Here is a 22,768-nt window from a genome sequence, read left to right as displayed (position 1 = left end):
TATAAATGAAGAGGTGAAGAATATGAAGTTTATCCATACAGCAGATTGGCACTTAGGCAAATTAGTTCATGGTGTCTATATGACGGAGAATCAGCGGGAAGCGCTTGAGCAATTTGTTTCCATTGTTGCTGAAGAACAGCCGGATGCAGTTGTAATTGCAGGGGACCTTTATGACCGTTCTGTACCGCCAACGGATGCCGTTGAGTTGTTAGATGAAATTCTGTTTAGAATTAATATTGAGTTGAAAACGCCGATTGTTGCCATCGCGGGAAACCATGATAGTGCCGAACGGCTTTCTTTCGGCAGCTCGTGGTATAAACACAGCCAATTCTATCTTTCAGGGAAGCTTGATAATAGCTTCAAGCCCGTACAGATTAACGGAGTCAATTTTTATCTTGTACCGTATGCGGAACCGGGGATTGTTCGTCAACTGCTAGGGGATGACTCGATTCATTCCCATCAGGATGCAATGAAAGCATTAATTGGGAAAATGGAAGAAACGTTAAAACCAAATGAGCCGAACGTTTTGGTTGGACATGCCTTTGTACTGGGTGGGCAAACTTCAGATTCTGAACGAATACTATCGGTTGGGGGTTCCGGATGCGTCGGTGCCGAGCTGTTTGAACCTTTTTCTTATACAGCGCTCGGTCACTTGCATAGCCCTGATGCCATTAACCATGAAAAGGTAAAATACTCCGGTTCGCTTTTAAAATATTCTTTTTCCGAAGCAAAGCAAAAAAAATCCATCTCCATCATTGAAATGGATCAGAAAGGTCAGTTTACGCATCGGTACCGATCACTTACCCCGACTCATGATATGCGTGAGTTAGAAGGACATCTTCAAGAATTACTTGACCCAACTTTTTATGAAAAAGAAAGATTGCATGATTATTTGAAAATTACCTTGCTTGATGAAGGAGCATTAATCGATCCCATCAATAAGCTGCGCCAGGTATATCCGAATGTTCTTCACCTTGAACGGAAAATCGATATCAACGACATGAAGAAAAAGCAGTCCTTTAATGCTTCCCAAAGTGAGAAAAAATCGGAAATTGAGCTGTTTGAACAATTTTACACAGAAATGACTACCTCGGAATTCAACGCTGAGAAAAAGGATGCGATGGTTACTGTGATCGAAAAAGTGCTGAATGAGGAGGGGATTAAATGAAGCCGTTAAAATTAACGATGCAAGCATTCGGACCTTATGCAGGAAGTGAGACGATTGACTTCTCTAACCTTGGAAACCGCACGATGTTTGTGATTTCCGGAAAAACAGGCTCTGGAAAGACCACGATTTTCGACGCCATCAGCTACGCGATATACGGAAAAGCGAGCGGTGAGGATCGGAATGGTCCCGAACTCCGAAGCCAATTTGCCAAGGAAGAATTGTTAACAGAGGTTTCGCTTGATTTTTCACTTCGAAATAAAGTTTATTCCATCACAAGGTCACCACAGCAACAAAAAAGGAAAGAAAAAGGTGAGGGTTATACCCAAATTGGTGCTAAAGCAGAATTATATATATGGGATGAAAATGGTGAAAAAAAACTGATTGCCTCTAAGGTCAACGAAGTTGAGGAAAAAATTAAAGAAATCATGCTCATCGACAGCAATCAATTCCGACAAATCTTAATGATTCCGCAGGGTGAATTCCGCAAGCTATTAACGTCTGATAGCAAAGATAAGGAAGTCATTTTGCAGCGACTGTTCCATACACAAATCTATAAATTTGTAGAAGATAAACTGAAGGCAGAAGCATCAGAGTTGAAAAAATCAGTTGAGGATCAAGTGCAAGCGAGAAGTGAAGCGATTCGCCGAATACAGACGATGACGAACGAAGAACTTGCGGGTTACCTCGATGCCGGCAGCGTCAATGATACAATTGTCATGCCGTTATTAAAAGCTGAAATAGCCGGCATGTCAGAATTACTTGACCATTTGAACAGCCAAATAAAAGAAAAGGAACGAGAGCAGGATCGACTGAAAGGGCAGCTTTTTGAGGCCGAGGCAATCCTCAAGCAGCTTCAATTAAAAGAAGAGCTGAAGCTGCAAAAAGCCGGGCTTGATCGAGAGAAGGATTTGTTTTCGGAAAAAGAAAAGCAGGTGCAAATGGCTCAAAAAGCTGCCCTCCTCGCAAAACAGGAGGAGCTCTGCCACCGCTTAAAGCGGGAAGTTGACCAATTACAAGCAAATGTTACGGCAATCAAAGCGGAAATCGAAAAATTGGACGGACTTTTGAGGCAGCTTCAGCAGCAGCTGCAAAGAGAACTTGAGCGAGAAGGAGAACGTGAAGCTGCTCTCGAGCGTATCAATCGTCTTTCCAATATGAAAGAAGATGTCTATTCATTTGCAGCACTGGTAAAAGCAACTGCAACTGTTGAATCTACCCTTAATTGTGCAAGGGAAAAACATCGCTCTGCCGAAAAAAATCAACTATTAATGGAAGAAAAACAAAAAATTCTTTTTCAACAAAAGGCGGAAATTGAACAGGGTCAGTTAACCTTCTTAGAAAATGAGCGACAAGTGGAAAAACTTCAGGTTGAGTATGATCGTTTTCAAAAATTGGAATCATTGCTTGAGCAGCATCAAAAAGCTGAGCAAAACCTTAATTTAATTAAAGGTCGCTACGAATCTACGGTTGCAAGATACTTGGATGCGAAAGCGATAAATGAAAACCTGGAAAAGAAATGGCTTCATGGTCAAGCAGCACTTCTTGCAGCAAGGCTTGAAACGGGAGCGGCTTGCCCGGTTTGCGGTTCCGAGCACCATCCTTCTCCGGCGCCATTTAATGAAGGTGCGATTCCGAATGAGGAGGACTTGAAAGCCGCTAAGAATCAACTTGAACAGTTGGAAAAAGAAAAGTCCAAAACCGAATCCGCTTATTACGATGGCCAATCTGCTGAGAAAAGGCAGAGGGAAGTGATGGTTGAAGTATTAAATGAAATTCGCATTCAGCGCGAAGATTTTAGTGTAACCGAATTGGGTGATGTGAAATCAGAGGTGTTAACAGCAAGAAATCATCTTGTGCAATGGCAACGAAAACTTTTGGAACAAAATAAACAGCTTGATACCGTTAAACTCCAATTAGAGAAAATAGAAACTGAAAAAGAGGCGGTACAAAAAGCCACTCAACTGTATATGGGTGAAGTAAACGAATTAATGGTTCATTTTACTGAAAAGAAAACGAATTTGACGAGAATGATCAATCTGATTCCCGAAAATCTCCGTTCGGAAGCAGAATTCGAAAAAGCATACGCGGCTGCAAAAAGGGAGCATGAAATCTTAGTAAAACAGCTGGAGGAAATTCAGCAACGTATACAGACCGTAAAAGAAAAGCTTTCAGCGGAAACAGCTAGAGTAATTGATGCTGAGAAACACCATTTGGATAAACAAAGTGAACTTGATACAGAGCGGGAAGTTTTTAAACAGCAGCTTTCGGAGAAGGGCTTTGAAAACTACGGAGTGTACCATGCTTCGAAGCAATCGGAAGAGGAAATCCTTTCGCTAGAAAAAGAAATCCGCAAATATCACGAGGATTTACGCTCAGTTTCGGACCGCCTGAAAGAGTTAACAGAGCTTTTAGCAGATGTGAAAACGCCTGATGTGGATGGATTGAAGTCTTTACTTGGTATCCTGGCATCAGAAATTGAGACCTTAAATCAGGAGCGTACGGATGTTTTTGTAAAAAAGCGGGACAATGAAGATATTTATCATCTAGTGGAACGATTGAATGAGCAGATGAAGGTGCTCGAAGAAAGATATAACCTCATCGGCCATCTGTATGATATTTCGAGAGGACAGAATACGTATCGGATTACTTTTGAACGTTTTGTACTTGCTGCGTTTTTGGACGATATTTTACGTGAAGCGAATGGCCGCTTGAGGAAAATGACCTCGGGTCGCTTCCAACTTCTTCGAAAAACTGATCGTTCAAAAGGGAATGTCCAAAGTGGTTTGGAGCTCCTCGTTTTTGACCAGTACACCGGACAGGAGCGTCATGTCAAAACGTTATCGGGCGGTGAAAGCTTTAAAGCAGCATTGTCTCTAGCTTTAGGTTTGGCTGATGTGGTGCAAAATTATGCCGGTGGCGTATCTTTGGAAACGATGTTCATTGATGAGGGCTTTGGCACACTTGATCCTGAATCTCTGGACCAGGCAATTGAAGCGTTAATGGACATTCAAAGCAGCGGCCGTTTAGTTGGAATCATCTCACACGTCCCTGAACTAAAAGAACGAATTGATGTGAGACTTGAGGTTATTGCCGGTCAAACAGGAAGCAGGACGGAGTTTGTTTTTACGAATTAAGACTTAGAAAAGCGGAAGCGCCCGTTTAGCGAATCCGTCACGTCGCCGGGCGCTAGAACTAAAAGGGAGGATGTATAAAATGAGCGGTCTAGCAAAAACTCCTCGTCCGCCCTATTATGCCGTTATATTTACTTCACAGCGAACAAACGGTGAAAATGGGTACGGGATGATGGCAGACAAAATGGTAGAGTTAGCTTCACAACAGAAGGGTTTTTTAGGTGTAGAATCTGCCCGTGATGAGGGATTAGGAATTACTGTTTCTTATTGGGATTCTTTAGATTCAATAAAGGAATGGAAGGAAAATGCTGCCCATAAAATTGCACAAGATAAAGGGAAAAGAATATGGTACAAAAAATTCTCTCTTAGAGTTTGTAAAGTTGAAAGAGATAATTTTTTTGAAATTTAATTTACGTTATCTAAAAATTATGATGAGGGAAAAGGTTTATTTTGCTGTCTCCGTAAAAGTCACTTTAATGACTTTTTCTGTCTCGTTGTTAAATTCAATATTTACGAATACACCGAATTCTTTGCTGTTATCTTTTAACCATAATTTGAATTTCTCTGTTGAGGAATTTGGTCCGCTTATCCTACCGATATGAAGGTAATCAATGATCCGGGCATTCGGATATTTTTCCTTAGTCATCTTCATTGCTAAAGCACCCCACTTAGCATATGGAGGGATCGGTTTCTGTTGGGCATATGCCGTGCTAAATAAAATCACGGGATTTATACAATTTAAGCAAAGAAGAATTAGTACAGATAAACTGATCAATAGTTTTCTCACAATATAACCCTCATTGTTTTTGCTATTATCATTTCATTTCAAGTAATAACTTATGTAGTAAATGTTTTCATTATAAAATTTTTACATAACTTTAGGTTCTTGGTGAATGGAAATTAGCTTTAAGGAAAAAGTGATATTCTCACCTAAAGGTTATTTTTTTTATGGGAAACATAGAACTTATGGGATTGCTTTTGTTAGGAATCACTTGGTATTTTGTAATATATTTCGTATCTTATCGTTATAAATTTTACCTAAGGTACTGTACTTGAAATTAGCCATACTTGATGTTTTTGGAATTCCCATATTTACAAATTGAATGTCAAGTTTCTCAATAATAAAACGTTCGTCGATATCATTTTTTGCCCCGCCCATTTCAGTTAAATCAATCCTAGTTCCGTCATTTAATTTTATTATGTAATAAAAATCACCTTTGGAATGTGTAAATGGTACATAAAATTTCTTTCCATACACCCCTGTGTTTATCCCCGCAACATCATGGTAACTGTGTTCCTTGCCCTGAGGGGAGAGAAATGAATAGTCAATTATTTTTTTATTTGTAATAACTGTAACATCCGTGATTATGGTGTATAAAAGAATTATATTAAACAGTACAAATGCAGAGAGTAAGGATACTCGATGCCGCTTAAAAAAGACATTATTTGAAAATGACTCCCTAAATCCCTTATTAAAAAGGTAGAAAAAACCAAATCCAATAAACAATTCATATATAAATACCAACCTCGAAACAGGATATTTAAAAATCCATAGTAAATATTCTTTAGGTGCAAAGAGCTTTTCTTGAACAAATCCAATTAATACATAAAAAGCTATTGTTAAGATTACTATGGCAATTAATGAAAGTATCCTCAAAATATATGATAGCAACTTTTTCAAATTAACAACTCCAGTTCTTCTGAGCCTTCATTTCATATTTGCATTTATTATGTTCTTATTGAAAAAAACTGATTCAAATGGGATAAAATTGGTCGTTCAAATAATCAAAGGGGAAATTTGATCTTGATTAAAATAATAGATTTTCAAAATACGAGGTTAGTTCTAGAATTGTTTAAATTACAGAAGGCCTCCTATCTCGTTGAAGCAAATTTGATTCGTTTTTTTGATATTCCGCCACTTAAAGAGTCCTTGGAGGAGCTAAAGGAGTGCGGTGAAACCTTCCTGGGCTATTTTGAAGGGGAAGATCTTGCCGGTGCGCTTGCTTATAAAATTGAAAATAAGGAGCTCGCGATTTGCCGCATGGTCGTTCACCCGAAGCATTTTCGCAAGGGATTTGCGCAAAAATTGTTGAGTGCATTAGAAGAAATTCATCCTGAAATAACGGTTTTAAAAGTATCAACAGGAAAGGACAATACTCCTGCCAAGAGGCTTTATTTAAAAAATGGCTTTCGATTAGCTCGTAACGTGGAGGTCGTGCCGGGCTTATTTATTAGTCTTTTTGAAAAAGAAAGGAAGAACTGAAATCGAGAATTTGTAGATAAAATCTCAGAAAATTCCACCCAAATGATAAAAAAATACCACAGTCTTAATCAAAGACTGTGGTAATAGCCCCAATTTTATCCAAAGAACGTTTGGAAAATTAACCAAAGATTTAAGCCTAGTATTAAGATGGCAAATAGGGTGGAGGTTAGGGTTGTAATCCGCTTATTTGTGAGAACCCCCATTAAGTCTTTCTTTTGCGTGAAATAGATTAACGCAATGACCGGAAATGGTAGCACGATACTTAGCACCACTTGGCTGATAACGAGTGTTCTGGTTGGATCGACACCCATTGCGACGATGATAACAGTTGGAAGCATCGTTACTAAACGGCGAATCCATAATGGAATCGTGAAGCCTACAAAGCCTTGCATAATAACTTGCCCCGCCATCGTTCCAACCACTGAGCTTGAAACTCCTGATGCGAGTAAAGAAATCAAGAATACACTTGCTGCCGCAGATCCAAGCAGTGGTGTTAGCGTATGATAGGCAGATGTAATATCTGCGATTTGACTATGACCTGATGTATTAAAAACAGATGCTGCCATATACATCATAGCAAGATTGACAAATCCGGCGAGCGTCATTGCAATCAGAATCTCTTTTGTACTGAATTTTTGAATTTTGATTTTTTCCATATCATTACGTGGAATGATCCGTCCTTGCGTCAAGCTTGAGTGCAGATAGATGGCATGCGGCATTACAGTTGCACCAATTACCCCGACGGCGAGAATAATGCTTTCATTGTTTCCAAGCCATGGCACGACACTGTGATAAGCGACAAGTGATAGATTTGGTTTTGAAAGAACCGTTTCAACCAAGTAACATAAGCCGATTAGGACTGCGAACGCCGCAATAAATTTTTCCAACGGTCGGAATCCGTATTTTTCTAACATTAAAATCAGATAGGTAACGATACCAGTAATGATTGTGGCATACAACATCGGAATACCTGCAAGTAAATTTAAGGCGAGTGTAGCCCCTAAAAATTCGGCAAGATCAGTTGCCATCGCCGCCAGCTCAGATACCACCCACATTGTGATGGTAAGCCATTTCGGCATATTATCTCTGCAAACCTCCGGTAGGCTTTTTCCTGTTGCAATTCCGAGTTTAGCAGACATGTTTTGAAGTAGCATTGCCATCAAATTGGCTAAAACGATCACCCAAAGCATTTTATAGCCGAAACGGGCGCCGCTTTGAATGTTAGTTGCAAAATTTCCTGGATCTATATAAGCAATTGAGGCAATAAATGCAGGTCCGAGAAATGGAAGTAGTGCACGGATGCCTTTAACTTTCCCGTTAATGGCATCTCTAGCCGCCGAAACTGTCCGGTGTTCTGCTGCTATAGACCGTTCAACAGCCATTGAATTCGCTTGGCTCATAAGACACCATCCTTTCTTGTTAATACTTTCGTATAAGCAAGCTTTGTTCGTTCGTCAATAAATGTTTCCTTAATGCAAATTTATAAATTCATTATATTAAATTTCCGAGTATTTGTGTACATTTTTGCTTAAAAAAGTTGATATTTATTTTTAAAATAAAATCGGTTTTATATAAAAAGAGCAAATCGGGTAGCCGAGCGACGCTCTTTTCATGAGGAATCATGAAAAGATATGCAGGAAAAAATAGCTGACTGTCAAATACATAAGGAAAACCTGGTTGTTATCGAAAGGAGTGGAATGAATGAAAGCGGGAATTGATGCCGGAGGTACATTAATTAAAATAGCTTATCTGGAAAATCATCAGATGCATTATAAAAAGTTTTCGATCGAGGAGTTGGACACTGCTATTTCCTGGTTGAAACTAGTTGCCCCTAGTGTAACTGTTGCGTTAACCGGAGGGAAATCCCATATCATTCAAAAAAAATATTTTCCAAGAGGCGTCATCATTCCTGAATTCCAAGCAACGTGTGATGGTGCACGGTTATTCTTGCTCGAGGAAAACAAGAAAATTGAAAATCCCTTTTTACTCGTTAACATCGGCACCGGTACGTCATGGCATGTGGTCAACGGTGATACGTATGAACGGATTCTTGGCAGCGGGGTAGGTGGAGGAACATTCACCGGGCTTGGAACTATCTTAACGGAGGAAGAGGATTTTCATCAGCTGACCATCCTTGCGAATGAAGGAGAAAAGGGCAATGTTGATTTACTCGTTCGCGATATTTATGAAATGGCAGAACCGCCAATCGATGGCAATTTAACCGCAGCCAATTTTGCGAAAGGAAGAAACGTAAAGCATACGGATTCCGACCGGATGGCGTCACTTACGAATATGATTGCCGAGACTGTCGTTTTGCTTACATTGCAGGCAGGAGCTATTCACCGGATCAACAATGTAATTTATATTGGAAGCACACTGGTTGGCAATCAGTCATTAAAGAAAAACCTAGAGTTATATACCGGTATGTTCGGCTTAACTTCAAGGTTTTTACAAAATGGAGAGTTCTGCGGGGCAGCGGGTGCTTGTTTTTCTGTCTAAAAATGTTTCCTTGAACATTTATTCCATTCAAGCTACATTTAAATGGAAGACAATAAAGTAGGTGGCAATCTTGGAAAAAAGATATTTTACCATAGGAATGGCAGGACATATCGATCATGGGAAAACGTCATTAACAAAAGCGCTTACCAACGTTGATACTGACCGGTTAAAGGAAGAAAAGGAACGACAAATCTCTATTGAACTCGGATTTGCTCCCTTATATGAAGATCATGAAATTCAAATTTCTGTCATTGATGTGCCGGGACACGAACGATTTATCCGGCAAATGATTGCCGGTGTTGCCGGAATTGACTTGGTTGTGTTAGTCGTTGCCGCCGATGAAGGTGTCATGCCGCAAACAAGAGAACATTTGGATATCCTTAAATTTCTCGGTGTAAAAACCGGCATAATCGCCATATCAAAAATTGACCGGGTGGACGAAGAATTTATCGAACTGGTCAAAGATGATATTTTAGAAGAGTTAACTGGGACAGTTTTTGAAGATGCCCCCTTTGTGTTAGTTGACAGCCTTTCACATAAAGGGATCGATAAAATTAAAAATTTAATTATCAAGACCCTGAAAGAGCAAGAAATGCGTGATGCCAAAGGTGCTTTTCGTCTGCCGATTGACCAAGTGTTTACAGTGAAGGGGCAGGGGACGGTTGTTAGAGGAACTGTTTATGAGGGATCAGTTGAGGAAGGCCAAACGCTTAAAATTATGCCAAAAGGCCACGAGGTACGTGCGCGGCAAATACAGATTCACCATAGTCCTGCACAAAAAGCCTTTGCGGGACAGCGTGCGGCCATTAACCTCTCAGGGGTCGCAAAAGAGGATTTAGAGCGCGGTGAAGTTCTTGTTTCGTCAGAACATTTCATTGTGACGAAGACGCTGGATGTCGCAGTTCGGGTTGTTGAAGATTTAGATCACTTAGTCAAACAGCGGATGCCAATAAAGCTCCATATCGGAACAGCTGAGGTAATGGGTCGTATCGTTTTCTTTGACCGCAATGAGCTTAAAGTAGAAAATGATGAAATTCTTTGTCAGCTTAGACTTGAGGAGGAAGTCCTCACGAAACGAGGCGATCGTTTTATTTTAAGGCGCCCAAGTCCGCAAAAAACGATTGGCGGGGGCTGGGTAATAGATCCTCGCGGAAATAAGTATCGATTTGGTGACCAAACAATTGAAGAGCTTGAAAAGAAAAAGGCTGGTTCACCAAAGGAACGGATTACTGCGGCTTTAATTGAAGCTAAAAGTCTGCCGTTAGTTGAGTTGATTAAGCGGACGGCACTTGATGAATCTACCTTAAAAGAGCATCTAACGGAGGAAGATGTTGTTTTCTATAATGGTAAAGAATATACACTTCCGGTGCTCATTCATTCAATTGAAGAAGACATTTATGACCGCTTACAAGGATTTCATCAATTTCACCCAATGAAAATCGGCGTTAACAAAGCAGAGCTTTTACAACTATTGCAAAAAAGATTTCCAAAATCACTGCTTGAATTTGTTCTTGAAAATGGAATTACCAAAAGAATTTTTAAACGGAAAGACCAATTTGTTTCTTTGGCGGGTTTTGTTCCCCATGTTCCGGAAAGCTGGCAAAAACGGACTGAAAATATGCTCGAAAAAATCAACGCTGACGGCCTAAAAGTCCGGTCTTTAAAGGATTATTTTATAGAAGCAGGCATTCCGGGCAATCTGGAGACCGACTTAAAACGTTTTCTCAAAGATCAAGAACTAATTGTATTGTTAGACGAACAGTTTGCCTACCATGGCAAGGTATTTAACGCAGCAATCGAAAAACTCCGCAGTCATACCGGAGCTGAGTTTGAAGTGGGAGCAGCTAAAGAAACCCTCGGCCTCTCACGAAAATACATGATTCCGTTTTTAGAACAATTGGATGCATTAGGGCTTACAAAACGTTTAGAAAATAAACGGGTTTGGCAATAATAGAAAAACCTCAATCCTCGGCTCGGATTGAGGTTTTATTTTGTTATGATAAAAATTCAGTCGGGTTTAAGCCAAGTTCACGACAAATATCGCTTACCATTTGCTTTTCCCCAGGGTCAAAATTGCCATCAGCATATCCGATTGCAACGCAATAACGGGCGATTAATCTAGCAATCTCAGGCTTTGTTCTCATTTTTCCAAGAGCCCTAAATGCTTCGGCACGGCCCATAATTGAATCATGTTCAATCCGGGATACAAATAAATTAAATTTCTGAATCACTTTTTGAGAGTCAAATACCCGTAATTCTTCACTATGGTTAACAAATTCAAGCATCTTTTGGCGTTCAGCTGCATCCAAATAGCCATCAGCCATTGAAACCAATGCACAGCCCGCCACCACGGCATCCAATGTATCTTGGCCTTTATACCGCTGAAATAACTCTTGAGCACGCCTTTTTTGATTGCTTGCCCATTCGGCATAATCCGTTTGTGATGGGGACCAGGAGTTTCCACAACTATTACAGATAAACTTAAGTTGATTTTTCCCAATAAACCCACCAAGCAAGCCGACCGGACCTAGAATCAAGCCGCCAATAGCTGCTTTCCCGAGGCCGAAGCCCTTTTGACCTGTTTGGACATTGGATGAATGACAGCGTGGACAAATAATTTCTTCCCCTCCATATGTACGACCGGCGTTCGGTGAGGATGGATAGGTTTGTGTTGGATAACCATAGGCAGGCTGCCGATAGGTAGCTGACGGCTGTTGATAAGATGTGACGGGCGACTGCGAATATGGCTGATTTTGTTGATATGGATTATAAGAACTTTGGTATTGCTGCTGGTGTGTTGGTGTGGGTGATAGAGCGCTTGCCGGGACATCATCCACTCTAACCCCGAAGTTACTGCATAAAGCTGCCAACCCGCCTTGAAAGCCGCTGGCAATCGCATTAAATTTCCATTCCCCATTGTGTCGGTAAAGTTCGGCTGCCACAATCGCTGTTTCAACCGTAAAATCTTTTCCCAGGTCGAATCTTATCAGTTCCTCATTGGTTCCTTCTTTGAAAATTCGCACATAGGAGTCAGAGACTTGTCCGAAATTTTGCCGTTTCACTTGTGCATCATGAATCGTAATTGTAAAGGCAATCCGGTGGATGTGGGCAGGAACCTTGTTTAAATCAATCCTAATTTGTTCGTCGTCACACACACCGGAACCGACACGGTTGTCACCGCTGTAAACTATCGAGCCATTTCCGCCGGAAGGGTTGTTGTAAAAGACAAAATCCAAATCACTTTGCACTTTCCCTGTCTCATCTAAAAGAAAGGCTGAAGCATCTAAATCAAAATTAGAGCCAAGATTACTCACATTCCATCCTAATCCGACCACGACATTTTGCAGGCCCGGGTGGGATTTAGTTAAATCCACCTTTTGCCCTTTACTAAGCGTTACACCCACGTTTTTCACTCCTCATTTTTATCTTCGTATACTTTAGTATAAATCTAATTAATAAAAGGGAAAAATTTCTAGATGGTTTAAAAAGTATTTTCTCCAGTTATAAGTACGGCTAACTGAATGAAAAGTTTCAACGAATCAATTATATTTGAATTAATATAAATGAAATAATTAATTTTAAAAAATTTTATTGACCCCGTATCTTTTTATCCCTTTTAAATCGTTTAAAGTGTAGAGAGTTGCCAAAGGAGTGAACAAAATGTCTTACAAACTTAGCAGGCACACCTCAGAAAGCATTCTGCAGGATGAAAGGTCTGAGGATTCCTTTTGGATGGAATATTATCCCAAGTTACAGCGATACTGTCACTTTCTTACCCAAAATAAATGGGATGGAGACGATATTGCACAAGAAGCATTTCTAAAAGCAAAAAAATATGCCGATCATAAGCACCAATTGACCTCTGCCTTATTGAATAAGATTGCCTACAATCACTGGATCGATATCCTTCGAAAAAGACGAATGGAACAGGTAGAAGCAGATCTTGAAGTAGCAAGTAATAAGTCAATGAATCAGCTTGGTGGTATTAATGATACCGCTCTGTTAGTACTAAAGCTATTTACACCAAAGCAAGCGATCATCTTCTTACTCAAAGAAGCGTTTCAATATCAGGCGAAGGAAATAGCAGGAATTTTTTGTACTACTGAAATGGCTGTAAAGTCAATTTTACATCGAGCAAAAAAACGCCTGGAAAAAAATGACCAAGAGGAGCAAGCATTTTCTTTAGAATTTTTCTGGGATGAGGAAGAACGGGAGTTACTGGCGGATCTTTTTTATCATGCATTAAAAGACCAAGATCCAACTGTCCTGATCGATTGGATTCCTTCATTAAAATCTGTTGCTGAACTTCCTAAGCCCATCATGGGTAATTTACGATCGCTTAAAACGCACACTCCTTCAAGCACTCTCTGTATGGCAGCATAGCCAAATATCGCTTTTAAGGAGGATTTTTATAATGAGCACGATTCCGTATGTTATTGAACAATCCAACCGTGGTGAACGTTCATATGATATTTACTCTCGGCTTTTAAAAGACAGAATTATTATTATTGGTGATGAAATTAATGACAATACAGCAAACAGCGTTGTTGCCCAATTACTATTTCTAGCAGCGGATGCACCTGATAAAGAAATTTCCCTCTATATTAATAGCCCGGGAGGTTCTACTTCTGCAGGATTCGCCATTTTTGATACGATGCAATATATTAAGCCCGATATTAGAACTATTTGTACCGGAATGGCAGCATCCTTTGGGGCCATGTTATTGTTAGCGGGAACAAAAGGAAAACGGTATGCCCTGCCGAATAGTGAAATCATGATCCATCAACCATTGGGAGGAGCGCGGGGACAGGCGACTGAAATTGAAATATCCGCACGAAGAATTCTAAAATTAAGGGAGCATATTAATCAAATCATTGCCGAGCGAACAGGGCAGCCAGTTGAAAAGGTTGAGAAAGATACAGACCGGGATTACTTTATGAGCGCAGAAGAAGCCAAAGAATATGGGATCATTGATGAGATCCTTTATCCGAAACTTTAAAATCTACTATTCATTAAAGGCTCTTTACTTAAAGATTGTAGCTTTTAGAATTAGAAAACTCCTATCCGCAATATAAAATTGGCTTCTTCGCAAATGAAATCGGTATTTTCGCAAATAAAAGTGGCTTTTTCACAAATGAAATCGGAATATCCGCAAGTAACGGCAGGATATACGGCAATTAATCCATTCTATCGACCTGAAAATTTGTAAAAACAACAATGTTAAAGAAAATTTACCTTAATAAAAAAAGTATATAAAAAAGAAGCTTGATCACCTGGTCCAGCTTCTTTTTTTATTTAGGTTAAACTGTTTGAACATTACTATTGTCCAACAAACATAGAGTGGTAACAGAAGATTATTTTGGAGGAAAGTGTATGAGTACAATTAAACCCAAGCGGCTTCAACCGGGAGATACTGTCAGTGTGATTGCTCCGGCCAGTCCGCCCAATCAAGAAAACCTGGATCGCGGGATTGAATTTTTACGGGAGTTAGGACTTAAAGTAAAGGTTGGTAAAAATGTAACGAGAACATTTGGCTATTTGGCTGGAACCGATAATGAGAGACTAGAAGATTTACAGAAAATGTTTTTTGATCCTATAGTTAAAGCCATATTTTTTGCTTGCGGCGGATATGGAACGGGGAGAATTGCTTCGCAAATTGACTATCAAATGATTAAATCAAATCCGAAAATCATTTGGGGGTACAGCGATATTACTTTTTTACATACCTCCATCCGCCAAGAAACAGACCTCGTAACCTTCCACGGTCCAATGCTGGCTTCAGACATTGGTAAAGCAGATACTCACCCTTTATCAAAAGAAGGATATAAACAATTATTCGAACCAACCAATTTGACCTATACAGAGGAAATCTCACCGCTTGAAACATTGGTCGAGGGTGTGGCAAGCGGTCCGCTTGTTGGAGGTAACTTGTCTCTTTTAGTTAGCACGCTTGGGACCCCTTACGAAATCGACACCAAAGGCAAGCTGTTATTGATTGAAGATATCGGGGAAGAACCGCGGGCAGTGGACCGGATGTTAAATCAGCTTTATATAGCGGGAAAGCTTGAAACGGTAAGTGGAATTCTAATAGGCGACTTTTGTGATTGTACGCCAAAAAAGGGGTTATCTTTATCGTTAGATGAAGTAATCAATCATTATGTTAAGCTTGCCAATAAACCTGCATTAAAAGGATTCTTAATCGGCCATTGTAATCCGCATTTTTCAGTACCACTTGGTGTACCGGCCATCATTAATACTTTTGAAAAAAAACTGAAGGTTGAAAGTGGCATTATTTAAAAATCACGTTAGAAGCTGTGTTTTCGGGGATAAATTGAGGGGGGATTTTCTGTTGGATAGATGGCTTGTAAATGTCCCGGTTGCGACTGTTTGGACATCTTATGATTCAGCCAGAGAAATTGACATGGAGGCCGTTTCCAATCCAGCTCATATAGAATCGTGGTTAGAGGGATTGACCTATCAAACCAGGCTTGGCTTATTTGCCCAAAACCTTATTCAAACTCAAGTTTTATTCGGACAAGAGGTTTGGATAATTGAAGAAAAGGCGGATTGGCTCCATATTATCATTCCTAATCAACCAACATCCAAGGACGAACGCGGATATCCCGGCTGGGTACCTAAGTCTCAGCTGGTGAAATGTGAAGATAATTGGAGTTTTCTAAAGTGCCCTGTTGCCGTCGTAACGAGTCCGAAAGCAAATTTATTCTCAGAGACTAATCAGTTTCTTATGGAATTGTCCTTTCAAACTACCTTACCATTTTTAAATGATCATGACGGGAAAGTTTATGTCAAAACGCCTATTGGGACAGGTATGTTGGAATTGGAGGATGTTGTGGTACTTGAATCAGAGTCAGCAAATCCAAAAGGTAACGGGTGTGACATTGTATCCACAGGAGTACAGTTTCTTTATCTACCATACTTATGGGGTGGATTGAGCAGCTATGGTTTTGATTGTTCAGGTTTTTGCTATATGATGTGTAAAGCAAATGGCTATTTGATTCCGCGGGATGCACGTGACCAGGCTCTTGCCGGTGTCGCAGTAAATTTAACAGAAATTAAACCAGGTGATTTGCTGTTTTTTGCCCATGAGGAAGGCAAAGGACGGGTACACCACGTAGGGATTTATTATGGGAATGGAAGAATGCTGCATGCACCGAAAACCGGTATGACGATTGAGATTATTCCTTTAAGAGGAACGGTTTATGAACGTGAATTTTGTGCTGTTAGGCGTTATTGGGTGGAGACTGAAGGGGAAATTTAGGAAATTTATTAATCTATCAAAAGATGCTAGATCAGCATACGGGGTCTAGTTTCTTTTTTATTGTTTTCTAGGAATTTACAAAAGGAAAGGGATAGTCCCACGTAAACGGAAAAAAAGCTTTCATCATGGTTTGTAAGCGACCGAACAGGCAAGAAAAAGAGAAACCGGTCTCCTATGAAGCATCTAATCGTGCTAAATTTGTAACAAAAAAATAATAATTTCTAACCTGCCTTAATTTTTTTAAGGAAAAGTTAAGGAAAGAACATAATAATAGGCTTGTTGCACAAATTTTTTTATGGTTGGCAAATTACTGAAAAACCAGAGTCAGAAAGGGAGAAAGTGCAAATGAAGAAATGGATTATTACTATCATTATTGTCATTGTAGTAGGTTTTGTCGGCTATCAATGGTATGGCTCAAAAACGAGTGCTGCACAACAGGGAACAGCAACTCAAATGCGAACGGCGATCGTTCAAAAAGGTAAATTTGAAGTAAAAGTTAGTGGGTCTGGTACGGTTCAACCAGTTACCACAGAGGATATTAAGTCAACGATTAATAATAACAGTATTTCAGAAGTTTTAGTTTCTGCCGGTGAAACTGTAAAAAAAGGGGAAAGCATTATTACATTTACCGATGGCAGTGATCCGATAACTGCACCTGCAGACGGGGTAATTACCACAATTGCTGTTCAAGCAGGAGAGCGTGTATCTATCGGACAAGCTGTTGCCCATTTAACCAATTACACAGATTTACAGACAGTAGCTCAAGTCGATGAACTGGATATTCCAAAAATTAGTATTGGTCAAACGGTAACAGTTAAGGTAAATGCTCTTCCTGATCAAACATTTACTGGAGCTGTAACTGCGATTGCCAATGAAGGAACATCAACAAACGGTGTTTCTACATTTGATGTTACCATCCATATTAACCAACCTACCGGCTTAAAAGTAGGTATGAGTACAGAATCTAGTATTCTAACAGCAAGTAAGGATAATGCTCTATTTGTACCGGTGGATGCAGTCCATACGATGAATGGTCAAAAATTCGTTATGGTTACAAGTGCGGATCAAACAAACCAAAACAATCAAGGTTATCAAAACAACCAAAATAATCAAGGTAATCAAGGTAATCAAAATAAACAAGGTAATCAATGGGGTGCAAATTCACGTAAATTTGTAAAAACAGGGCTTGCCAATGAAGATTATGTAGAAATCACAGAGGGCTTAACAGAAGGTGAAACTGTTCGTTTACCTAACTTAGTCATCGGAAACTCATCAACAAATTCAAAAATGATGCAAGGTGGATTTGGCGGATTTGGAGGCATGGGTGGTGGCATGGGCCGTCAATTCCGAAATGGAAATGGGGGTGGAAACAAGTCATCTAGCGGAAAGGGTGGTAACTAATGAGCACACCGATTATTCAAATCAAAAACCTGATGAAAACCTATAAGCTGGGCGGAGAAACCGTTCATGCATTAAATAATGTTTCACTTGAAATAAAGAAGGGCGAATTTTTAGCAATCATTGGCCCTTCCGGGTCCGGGAAATCGACCCTAATGAATATGATTGGCTGTCTTGATCGGCCGGAATCGGGAGAGTATTTGCTGGACGGGAAAGAAATTGGAAAAATGAATGATAACCAGTTAGCAACGATCCGAAACCAAAAAATAGGTTTTATTTTTCAAAATTTTAACCTATTAACGAAACTAACTGCACTTGAGAATGTGGAGCTGCCGCTGTTATATGGCGGAGTTTCTGCAAAAGCCCGTAGGGAAATGTCACTGGAAGGCTTAAAAAAAGTTGGGCTAGCAGAACGTGCAGGTCACTTGCCTTCCCAGCTTTCAGGTGGACAACAGCAGCGGGTAGCGATTGCCAGAGCACTTGTTGGAAATCCCGCGATCCTACTGGCTGACGAACCAACCGGAGCCTTAGACAGTAAAACAAGCAAGGAAATCCTTCAGGTAATGAAGCAATTAAATGAATTAGGTCATACGATCATCTTAATTACCCATGATTTAGAGATTGCTAAGCAGGCAGGCAGAATGGTCAGCATCCAAGATGGGCAGTTGTTAGAGAATGGGGGTGAGCTGGTTGGGCATCTTTCAATCTATTAAAATGGCGCTCCGCAGTATAAAAAGTAATAAGCTTCGTTCGGTCTTAACGATGCTTGGAATTATTATCGGTGTTTCCTCGGTCATTGTTTTGGTATCAATGGCCCAGGGATCTACCACTAACGTAACCAACCAAATCAATCAATTAGGAACAAACCTATTAACTGTGAATACCTTTGGCACAGATTTAGCGTTAACAGAGGATAAGATTGCTAAACTGAGTAAATTAAATGGCGTGAAAGCAGTTTCTCCTGTTGTATCTGGACGTGTCAGTGTAAAAAGGGACCGAACCTCGGCTCAGGTTTCCTTAGCAGCAACAAATGCAGATTATTCAACTGTTCGTAATGCCAGTGTTAGTCAGGGGCGGTTTTTAACAGACCTTGATAGCGAATACAGGCAAAAGATTGCCGTTCTAGGGGCAACTACTGCTCAAACGTTTTTTGGTACGGATAATCCTGTAGGCCAATATATACAGGTTAATGGTACTTCCTTTAAAGTAGTTGGTGTATTGGCATCGAAAGGAAGCTCGCTTGGCTCAAGCGGCGACGATGTGGTCATCGTTCCACTTAGTACCGGAGAACGGTTAGTGAAAAATATCAATATTAATCAAGTATATCTTCAAGGAAAAAGCCAAGATCAACTGGATTTTGTGATGGCTGAGGTGGAAGCTCAAATGGCATCCATGTTTCCGAATAAAACTGATTCCTATACTGTCATGAATCAGAAGGATTTAATGGACACTATGAGTTCGGTTACCAATACAATGACGATGATGTTAGGTGGAATCGCTGGTATTTCCCTACTTGTTGGCGGAATTGGAATCATGAATATCATGCTTGTATCCGTTTCAGAAAGAACAAAGGAAATTGGTATCCGCAAAGCGATTGGTGCCAAACGACGGGATGTTTTACTTCAGTTCCTAATTGAAGCTGCTGTCTTAAGCTCAATGGGCGGTATTATCGGAATTTTAGTAGGACTTGGATTAGGAAAAGTTCTATCTTCTGCTTTGAGTATGACAGTCACTAATTCGACGTCTGTAATCGTCATGTCATTCCTATTCTCAGTTGTAGTCGGTGTTGTATTCGGAGTGTTCCCGGCAAATAAAGCATCTAAATTAAATCCAATTCAAGCTCTCCGCTATGAGTAGCCAAAGAGAAGCGGCCGTGTTTTTCGGTCGCTTTGTTTTATAAGATTTTAATTCATATAGTAAGGTTTGTTCAAGTAACAGCAGTCGGGAGTCGGTAGTATGGAAAAAGTCGATATATTGCTACCAATTAATAGTTCCTTCGAAGAAACGAGAAATTGTATTGTTAGCATATTACAAAATACAGATATGGACTTAATGAATTTATATTTGTTAGATGAAGGTAGTCAGGACTCTCGAATAGAAGAGTTAATGAATTTTTATGTCAATAAATATTCCAATATTGGCTTGTTAAGAAAAGAAAAACAATGTGGATTAATAGGAAATATTAATAAAGGGTTATCCATGAGTGAAAATGACGTGGTTATTATTAATAGTGATACATTAGTTACACACTCATGGTTAACTGCCTTAAGAAAAGCAGCTTACCAGGAAGAGATAATTGCTGCAGTCAATCCAATGAGTAATTTTGGTTTTATTTCAGGTATTCCTACAAGCAATTCCCAAATCAATGATTTATTCACATTTGAAGAATACACAGATGCATTTAATAAGTCTAAACAGCATGGGGTAGTTGATGCACCCGTATTATTAGGATTTTGCATGTATTTAAAGAGGAATGCATTAAATTCTGTTGGGATCTTTGATGAATCCTTTAAAAGAGGGTATGGAGATGAAACTGACTGGTTCTTAAGAGCAAAACAAAAAGGGTTTAAACTTGTTATCACTAAGGATACGTATCTTCACATTATGGGCGGCACCTCGAGAGGACTGGAAAAGGAAAAGTTAAAATGCGAGTCTGCTCAAATTCTATTTGATAGATATCCTGATTTAAACGTTTCTATAAATAGATTTTTAAAAGGGAAGCCACTCAAGGATGTTAGAAAGCAAATGATGAAAAATCTTGACTTTTTAAGGCAAAAGACACCAAAAATGCTTAAACTAAAAATGTTGAAACATTATATATCAAACATATTTTAGTTTACCGGATAACTTATAAACGGTTTTATTAATTCGAAAATAATATTTAGATTTCATAATAGATGATTAAAACATTTTTGATTTTTGGATTTCAACTACCATCACCTACTGCATCCGCCTTAATTGCTATATAATGATGGTTAGAGATCTAAGACTTGGATTTTTTTAGAAAAAGGAGCGGGTTTAGTTGCGGTTGTTAGTAGTGGAGGATAATATCTCTTTACTGGAGTCAATAGTTCAGCTGTTATCGGATGAATTTGAAGTCGATCAAGCAACAAATGGTGAGGATGCTTTGTTTTTAGGATTACAAAATATTCATGACGCTATTGTGCTGGATGTGATGATTCCGGAAATTGACGGATTTGAAGTACTTAAGACCCTCAGAAAGGAAGGTTCCAAAACACCTGTCCTTTTTTTGACAGCGAGGGATTCCTTGGAAGACCGTGTAAAGGGTTTGGATAGCGGCGGCGATGATTATTTGGTTAAACCCTTTCAAGCTGCTGAATTAAAGGCAAGGATTCGTGCTTTACTCCGCAGAAGCGGAAGCTTAACAACCAATCAAACGATTCAATATCGCGGTATCGAGATGTTAGGAAAAGAACGGGAAATCAACGTAGACGGGGAACATGTTAAGATGACATCGAAACAATATGAACTGTTGGAATACATGATTCAAAACAAGGGAGCTATTTTAACAAAAGAACAAATTTATGATCGTGTATGGGGGTTTGATTCTGATACGACGATTGCCATTGTTGAAGTTTTTATGCATCATCTTCGAAAAAAACTCGAACCCTTTGGTTATCAAACGGATATAAAAACCATTCGTGGTGTCGGTTATATGCTAAATGACGAATAGAGGGGTCAGCTTATGTTTCGGCAAACACATATACGGCTTACCGTCTTAAATTCATTGGTATTTATCATTTTGATAAGTATTCTGGGAGGCATCATCTATTTTTATACCCAAAATCAATTATACAAGGATGTTAATCTATCCTTACTTGATGCCGTTAATCATTTTGAAAATCAACCGCTACAGCAACAGCAAAAGTCGGAACAGCAGCAAAAACCAGGGCCTATAAATAATGGTACCGGCCTAAGATTTATGCACCGGGACCCGCGGATTCTAACTTTGGTTTGGGATAGTAAGAATAATCTTTTGAGGGAGCAAAATCGGGAATCTGAACTGTTTAATGGGAATGAAAAGCTTATTCGTCCCCAAAAATTGGATACCTTACAGGATGTTGTTGTTAATGACTTTTCATTTCGCTATTTGGCTACACATGTAGATATTCCCGGTTATGGTCAATTTACCGTTCAAGTCATTCGGAATGTAAATTCGGAAAAAGAATTGCTGAACAGACTCTTATTGATTATGGCAATTGGCTGTGGAATTGGCGTGCTTTGTGCGATAGCTTCGGGGTATTTCCTGGCAGGAAGGTCCCTTGTTCCAATCAAAAAAGCCTGGCAAAAGCAGCAGCAGTTTGTCTCTGACGCTTCACACGAGTTAAGAACCCCATTAGCAGTAATCCAAGCAAAAACCGATTTACTTTTTCGGGCCCCATCGGCAACAATAAAGGATAAGATTCATGACGTTTCCACGATTTCAACGGAATCAAGGCGCCTATCGAAATTAGTTGCTAATTTACTAACACTTGCAAGGTCAGATTCCGACCAAATTGAAATGAAGAAACAGGCATTTCGCCTGGATGAGCTTTTGAAAGAAATAACCCAGCATTATGAGGAGATTGTATCCTATCAAGGAAAATCAATTCATTTGGATGCGCCCGAGTCGGTTAAATTTATGGCCGATAAAGAAAGAATCCATCAGCTAATCGTTATTTTATTGGACAATGCGATGAAATATACGAAGGAAGGCGGCGAAATTTGGCTTTGCTGCCAAAAGACCAGCTCCTCGATTATCCTTCGGGTAAAAGATAATGGAATAGGAATTGCTGAACAGGATATTCCAAAAATCTTTGATCGTTTTTACCAAAGCGATAGGGCCCGGACTGAAGCTGAAGGCATGGGATTAGGGTTGTCCATCGCTAAATGGATTATTGAAAAGCATCATGGGAAAACAAAAGTTGAGAGTACATTGGGTAAAGGGACAATGATTGAACTTATTTTTCCACATGCGCAAAAAAGTTAAGAAAATCTTAAGGAAGCCCATTCATAAAAATAGCACCCTG

20 protein-coding genes are annotated in these 22,768 nt (G+C 39.6%); 16 read left to right on the top strand and 4 right to left on the bottom strand.

Annotated elements, in window-relative coordinates:
- Window positions 1-22 precede the first annotated feature (22 nt).
- The 3 genes from J2S10_RS14540 (at window position 23) to J2S10_RS14530 (ending at window position 4,708) form a co-directional block, all read left to right on the top strand.
- Window positions 23-1,168, top strand: coding sequence for an exonuclease SbcCD subunit D (locus tag J2S10_RS14540; protein ID WP_307408968.1), 1,146 nt, complete (start codon window positions 23-25; stop codon window positions 1,166-1,168).
- Window positions 1,165-4,302 carry an SbcC/MukB-like Walker B domain-containing protein gene (locus tag J2S10_RS14535; protein ID WP_307408966.1) on the top strand — a complete coding sequence of 1,046 codons (3,138 nt, stop codon included), beginning with the start codon at window positions 1,165-1,167 and terminating at the stop codon, window positions 4,300-4,302. The genes J2S10_RS14540 and J2S10_RS14535 overlap by 4 nt, the downstream gene beginning before the upstream one ends.
- A gap of 79 nt (window positions 4,303-4,381) precedes the next feature.
- Window positions 4,382-4,708, top strand: a complete 327-nt coding sequence (locus J2S10_RS14530) for an antibiotic biosynthesis monooxygenase family protein (protein WP_307408964.1) — start codon at window positions 4,382-4,384, stop codon at window positions 4,706-4,708.
- 36 nt (window positions 4,709-4,744) lie between these two features.
- Here the strand turns inward: J2S10_RS14530 and J2S10_RS14525 are convergent, their stop codons facing one another.
- Complete coding sequence (locus J2S10_RS14525; protein ID WP_307408962.1) at window positions 4,745-5,086, bottom strand: YqzG/YhdC family protein; 342 nt, start codon at window positions 5,084-5,086, stop codon at window positions 4,745-4,747.
- 201 nt (window positions 5,087-5,287) lie between these two features.
- Complete coding sequence (locus J2S10_RS14520; protein ID WP_307408960.1) at window positions 5,288-5,980, bottom strand: hypothetical protein; 693 nt, start codon at window positions 5,978-5,980, stop codon at window positions 5,288-5,290.
- Between the two features lie 123 nt (window positions 5,981-6,103).
- On the opposite strand from J2S10_RS14520, the gene J2S10_RS14515 reads away from it, so the two are divergent.
- Window positions 6,104-6,562 (top strand): GNAT family N-acetyltransferase, encoded by a 459-nt coding sequence (locus J2S10_RS14515; RefSeq protein ID WP_307408957.1) that lies wholly within the window; start codon window positions 6,104-6,106, stop codon window positions 6,560-6,562.
- A 95-nt stretch (window positions 6,563-6,657) separates the two neighbouring features.
- Here the strand turns inward: J2S10_RS14515 and J2S10_RS14510 are convergent, their stop codons facing one another.
- The gene (locus J2S10_RS14510) at window positions 6,658-7,962 is read right to left on the bottom strand and encodes an Nramp family divalent metal transporter (RefSeq protein ID WP_307408955.1); all 1,305 of its coding nucleotides are present in this window, start codon (window positions 7,960-7,962) and stop codon (window positions 6,658-6,660) included.
- 301 nt (window positions 7,963-8,263) lie between these two features.
- Here J2S10_RS14510 and coaW point away from each other — a divergent pair, with 301 nt between their 5' ends.
- Window positions 8,264-9,061 carry a type II pantothenate kinase gene (coaW, locus tag J2S10_RS14505; protein ID WP_307408953.1) on the top strand — a complete coding sequence of 266 codons (798 nt, stop codon included), beginning with the start codon at window positions 8,264-8,266 and terminating at the stop codon, window positions 9,059-9,061.
- 97 nt (window positions 9,062-9,158) lie between these two features.
- Window positions 9,159-11,012 carry a selenocysteine-specific translation elongation factor gene (gene selB / locus J2S10_RS14500; protein ID WP_370876215.1) on the top strand — a complete coding sequence of 618 codons (1,854 nt, stop codon included), beginning with the start codon at window positions 9,159-9,161 and terminating at the stop codon, window positions 11,010-11,012.
- A 43-nt stretch (window positions 11,013-11,055) separates the two neighbouring features.
- Here the strand turns inward: selB and J2S10_RS14495 are convergent, their stop codons facing one another.
- Complete coding sequence (locus tag J2S10_RS14495) at window positions 11,056-12,465, bottom strand: TerD family protein (protein WP_307408948.1); 1,410 nt, start codon at window positions 12,463-12,465, stop codon at window positions 11,056-11,058.
- Between the two features lie 256 nt (window positions 12,466-12,721).
- Between J2S10_RS14495 and J2S10_RS14490 the strand changes: the two genes are divergently transcribed.
- The 10 genes from J2S10_RS14490 (at window position 12,722) to J2S10_RS14445 (ending at window position 22,728) form a co-directional block, all read left to right on the top strand.
- Window positions 12,722-13,444, top strand: coding sequence for a sigma-70 family RNA polymerase sigma factor (locus tag J2S10_RS14490; protein WP_307408945.1), 723 nt, complete (start codon window positions 12,722-12,724; stop codon window positions 13,442-13,444).
- 31 nt (window positions 13,445-13,475) lie between these two features.
- The gene (clpP, locus tag J2S10_RS14485; RefSeq protein ID WP_307408943.1) at window positions 13,476-14,060 is read left to right on the top strand and encodes an ATP-dependent Clp endopeptidase proteolytic subunit ClpP; all 585 of its coding nucleotides are present in this window, start codon (window positions 13,476-13,478) and stop codon (window positions 14,058-14,060) included.
- Window positions 14,061-14,434: 374 nt separating this feature from the next.
- Window positions 14,435-15,358 carry a S66 peptidase family protein gene (locus tag J2S10_RS14480; protein WP_307408941.1) on the top strand — a complete coding sequence of 308 codons (924 nt, stop codon included), beginning with the start codon at window positions 14,435-14,437 and terminating at the stop codon, window positions 15,356-15,358.
- 52 nt (window positions 15,359-15,410) lie between these two features.
- Complete coding sequence (locus J2S10_RS14475) at window positions 15,411-16,340, top strand: C40 family peptidase (protein ID WP_307408939.1); 930 nt, start codon at window positions 15,411-15,413, stop codon at window positions 16,338-16,340.
- A 345-nt stretch (window positions 16,341-16,685) separates the two neighbouring features.
- On the top strand, window positions 16,686-17,741 hold the full coding sequence (locus J2S10_RS14470; protein ID WP_307408937.1) for an efflux RND transporter periplasmic adaptor subunit: 1,056 nt from the start codon (window positions 16,686-16,688) through the stop codon (window positions 17,739-17,741).
- Window positions 17,741-18,451, top strand: a complete 711-nt coding sequence (locus tag J2S10_RS14465) for an ABC transporter ATP-binding protein (RefSeq protein ID WP_307408935.1) — start codon at window positions 17,741-17,743, stop codon at window positions 18,449-18,451. Before J2S10_RS14470 ends, J2S10_RS14465 begins: the two co-directional genes overlap by 1 nt.
- Window positions 18,429-19,595, top strand: a complete 1,167-nt coding sequence (locus tag J2S10_RS14460) for an ABC transporter permease (RefSeq protein ID WP_307408932.1) — start codon at window positions 18,429-18,431, stop codon at window positions 19,593-19,595. The genes J2S10_RS14465 and J2S10_RS14460 overlap by 23 nt, the downstream gene beginning before the upstream one ends.
- A gap of 99 nt (window positions 19,596-19,694) precedes the next feature.
- The gene (locus J2S10_RS14455; RefSeq protein ID WP_307408930.1) at window positions 19,695-20,573 is read left to right on the top strand and encodes a glycosyltransferase family 2 protein; all 879 of its coding nucleotides are present in this window, start codon (window positions 19,695-19,697) and stop codon (window positions 20,571-20,573) included.
- A gap of 187 nt (window positions 20,574-20,760) precedes the next feature.
- Window positions 20,761-21,432, top strand: coding sequence for a response regulator transcription factor (locus tag J2S10_RS14450; RefSeq protein ID WP_307408926.1), 672 nt, complete (start codon window positions 20,761-20,763; stop codon window positions 21,430-21,432).
- 12 nt (window positions 21,433-21,444) lie between these two features.
- A complete protein-coding gene (locus J2S10_RS14445) occupies window positions 21,445-22,728 on the top strand; it encodes a sensor histidine kinase (RefSeq protein ID WP_307408924.1) in 1,284 nt (427 codons plus the stop codon).
- Window positions 22,729-22,768 lie beyond the last annotated feature (40 nt).

This window comes from Neobacillus ginsengisoli (assembly GCF_030813055.1).
Note: the sequence above shows the minus strand (reverse complement) of the source record. Positions and strands in the feature narration are given on the sequence as shown.

Coding starts and splice junctions, on each gene's coding strand:
- J2S10_RS14540 (WP_307408968.1), top strand. CDS start 23: ATGAAGTTTATCCATACAGCAGATTGGCACTTAGGCAAATTAGTTCAT.
- J2S10_RS14535 (WP_307408966.1), top strand. CDS start 1,165: ATGAAGCCGTTAAAATTAACGATGCAAGCATTCGGACCTTATGCAGGA.
- J2S10_RS14530 (WP_307408964.1), top strand. CDS start 4,382: ATGAGCGGTCTAGCAAAAACTCCTCGTCCGCCCTATTATGCCGTTATA.
- J2S10_RS14510 (WP_307408955.1), bottom strand. CDS start 7,962: ATGAGCCAAGCGAATTCAATGGCTGTTGAACGGTCTATAGCAGCAGAA.
- coaW (WP_307408953.1), top strand. CDS start 8,264: ATGAAAGCGGGAATTGATGCCGGAGGTACATTAATTAAAATAGCTTAT.
- selB (WP_370876215.1), top strand. CDS start 9,159: ATGGCAGGACATATCGATCATGGGAAAACGTCATTAACAAAAGCGCTT.
- J2S10_RS14490 (WP_307408945.1), top strand. CDS start 12,722: ATGTCTTACAAACTTAGCAGGCACACCTCAGAAAGCATTCTGCAGGAT.
- clpP (WP_307408943.1), top strand. CDS start 13,476: ATGAGCACGATTCCGTATGTTATTGAACAATCCAACCGTGGTGAACGT.
- J2S10_RS14480 (WP_307408941.1), top strand. CDS start 14,435: ATGAGTACAATTAAACCCAAGCGGCTTCAACCGGGAGATACTGTCAGT.
- J2S10_RS14470 (WP_307408937.1), top strand. CDS start 16,686: ATGAAGAAATGGATTATTACTATCATTATTGTCATTGTAGTAGGTTTT.
- J2S10_RS14465 (WP_307408935.1), top strand. CDS start 17,741: ATGAGCACACCGATTATTCAAATCAAAAACCTGATGAAAACCTATAAG.
- J2S10_RS14455 (WP_307408930.1), top strand. CDS start 19,695: ATGGAAAAAGTCGATATATTGCTACCAATTAATAGTTCCTTCGAAGAA.
- J2S10_RS14445 (WP_307408924.1), top strand. CDS start 21,445: ATGTTTCGGCAAACACATATACGGCTTACCGTCTTAAATTCATTGGTA.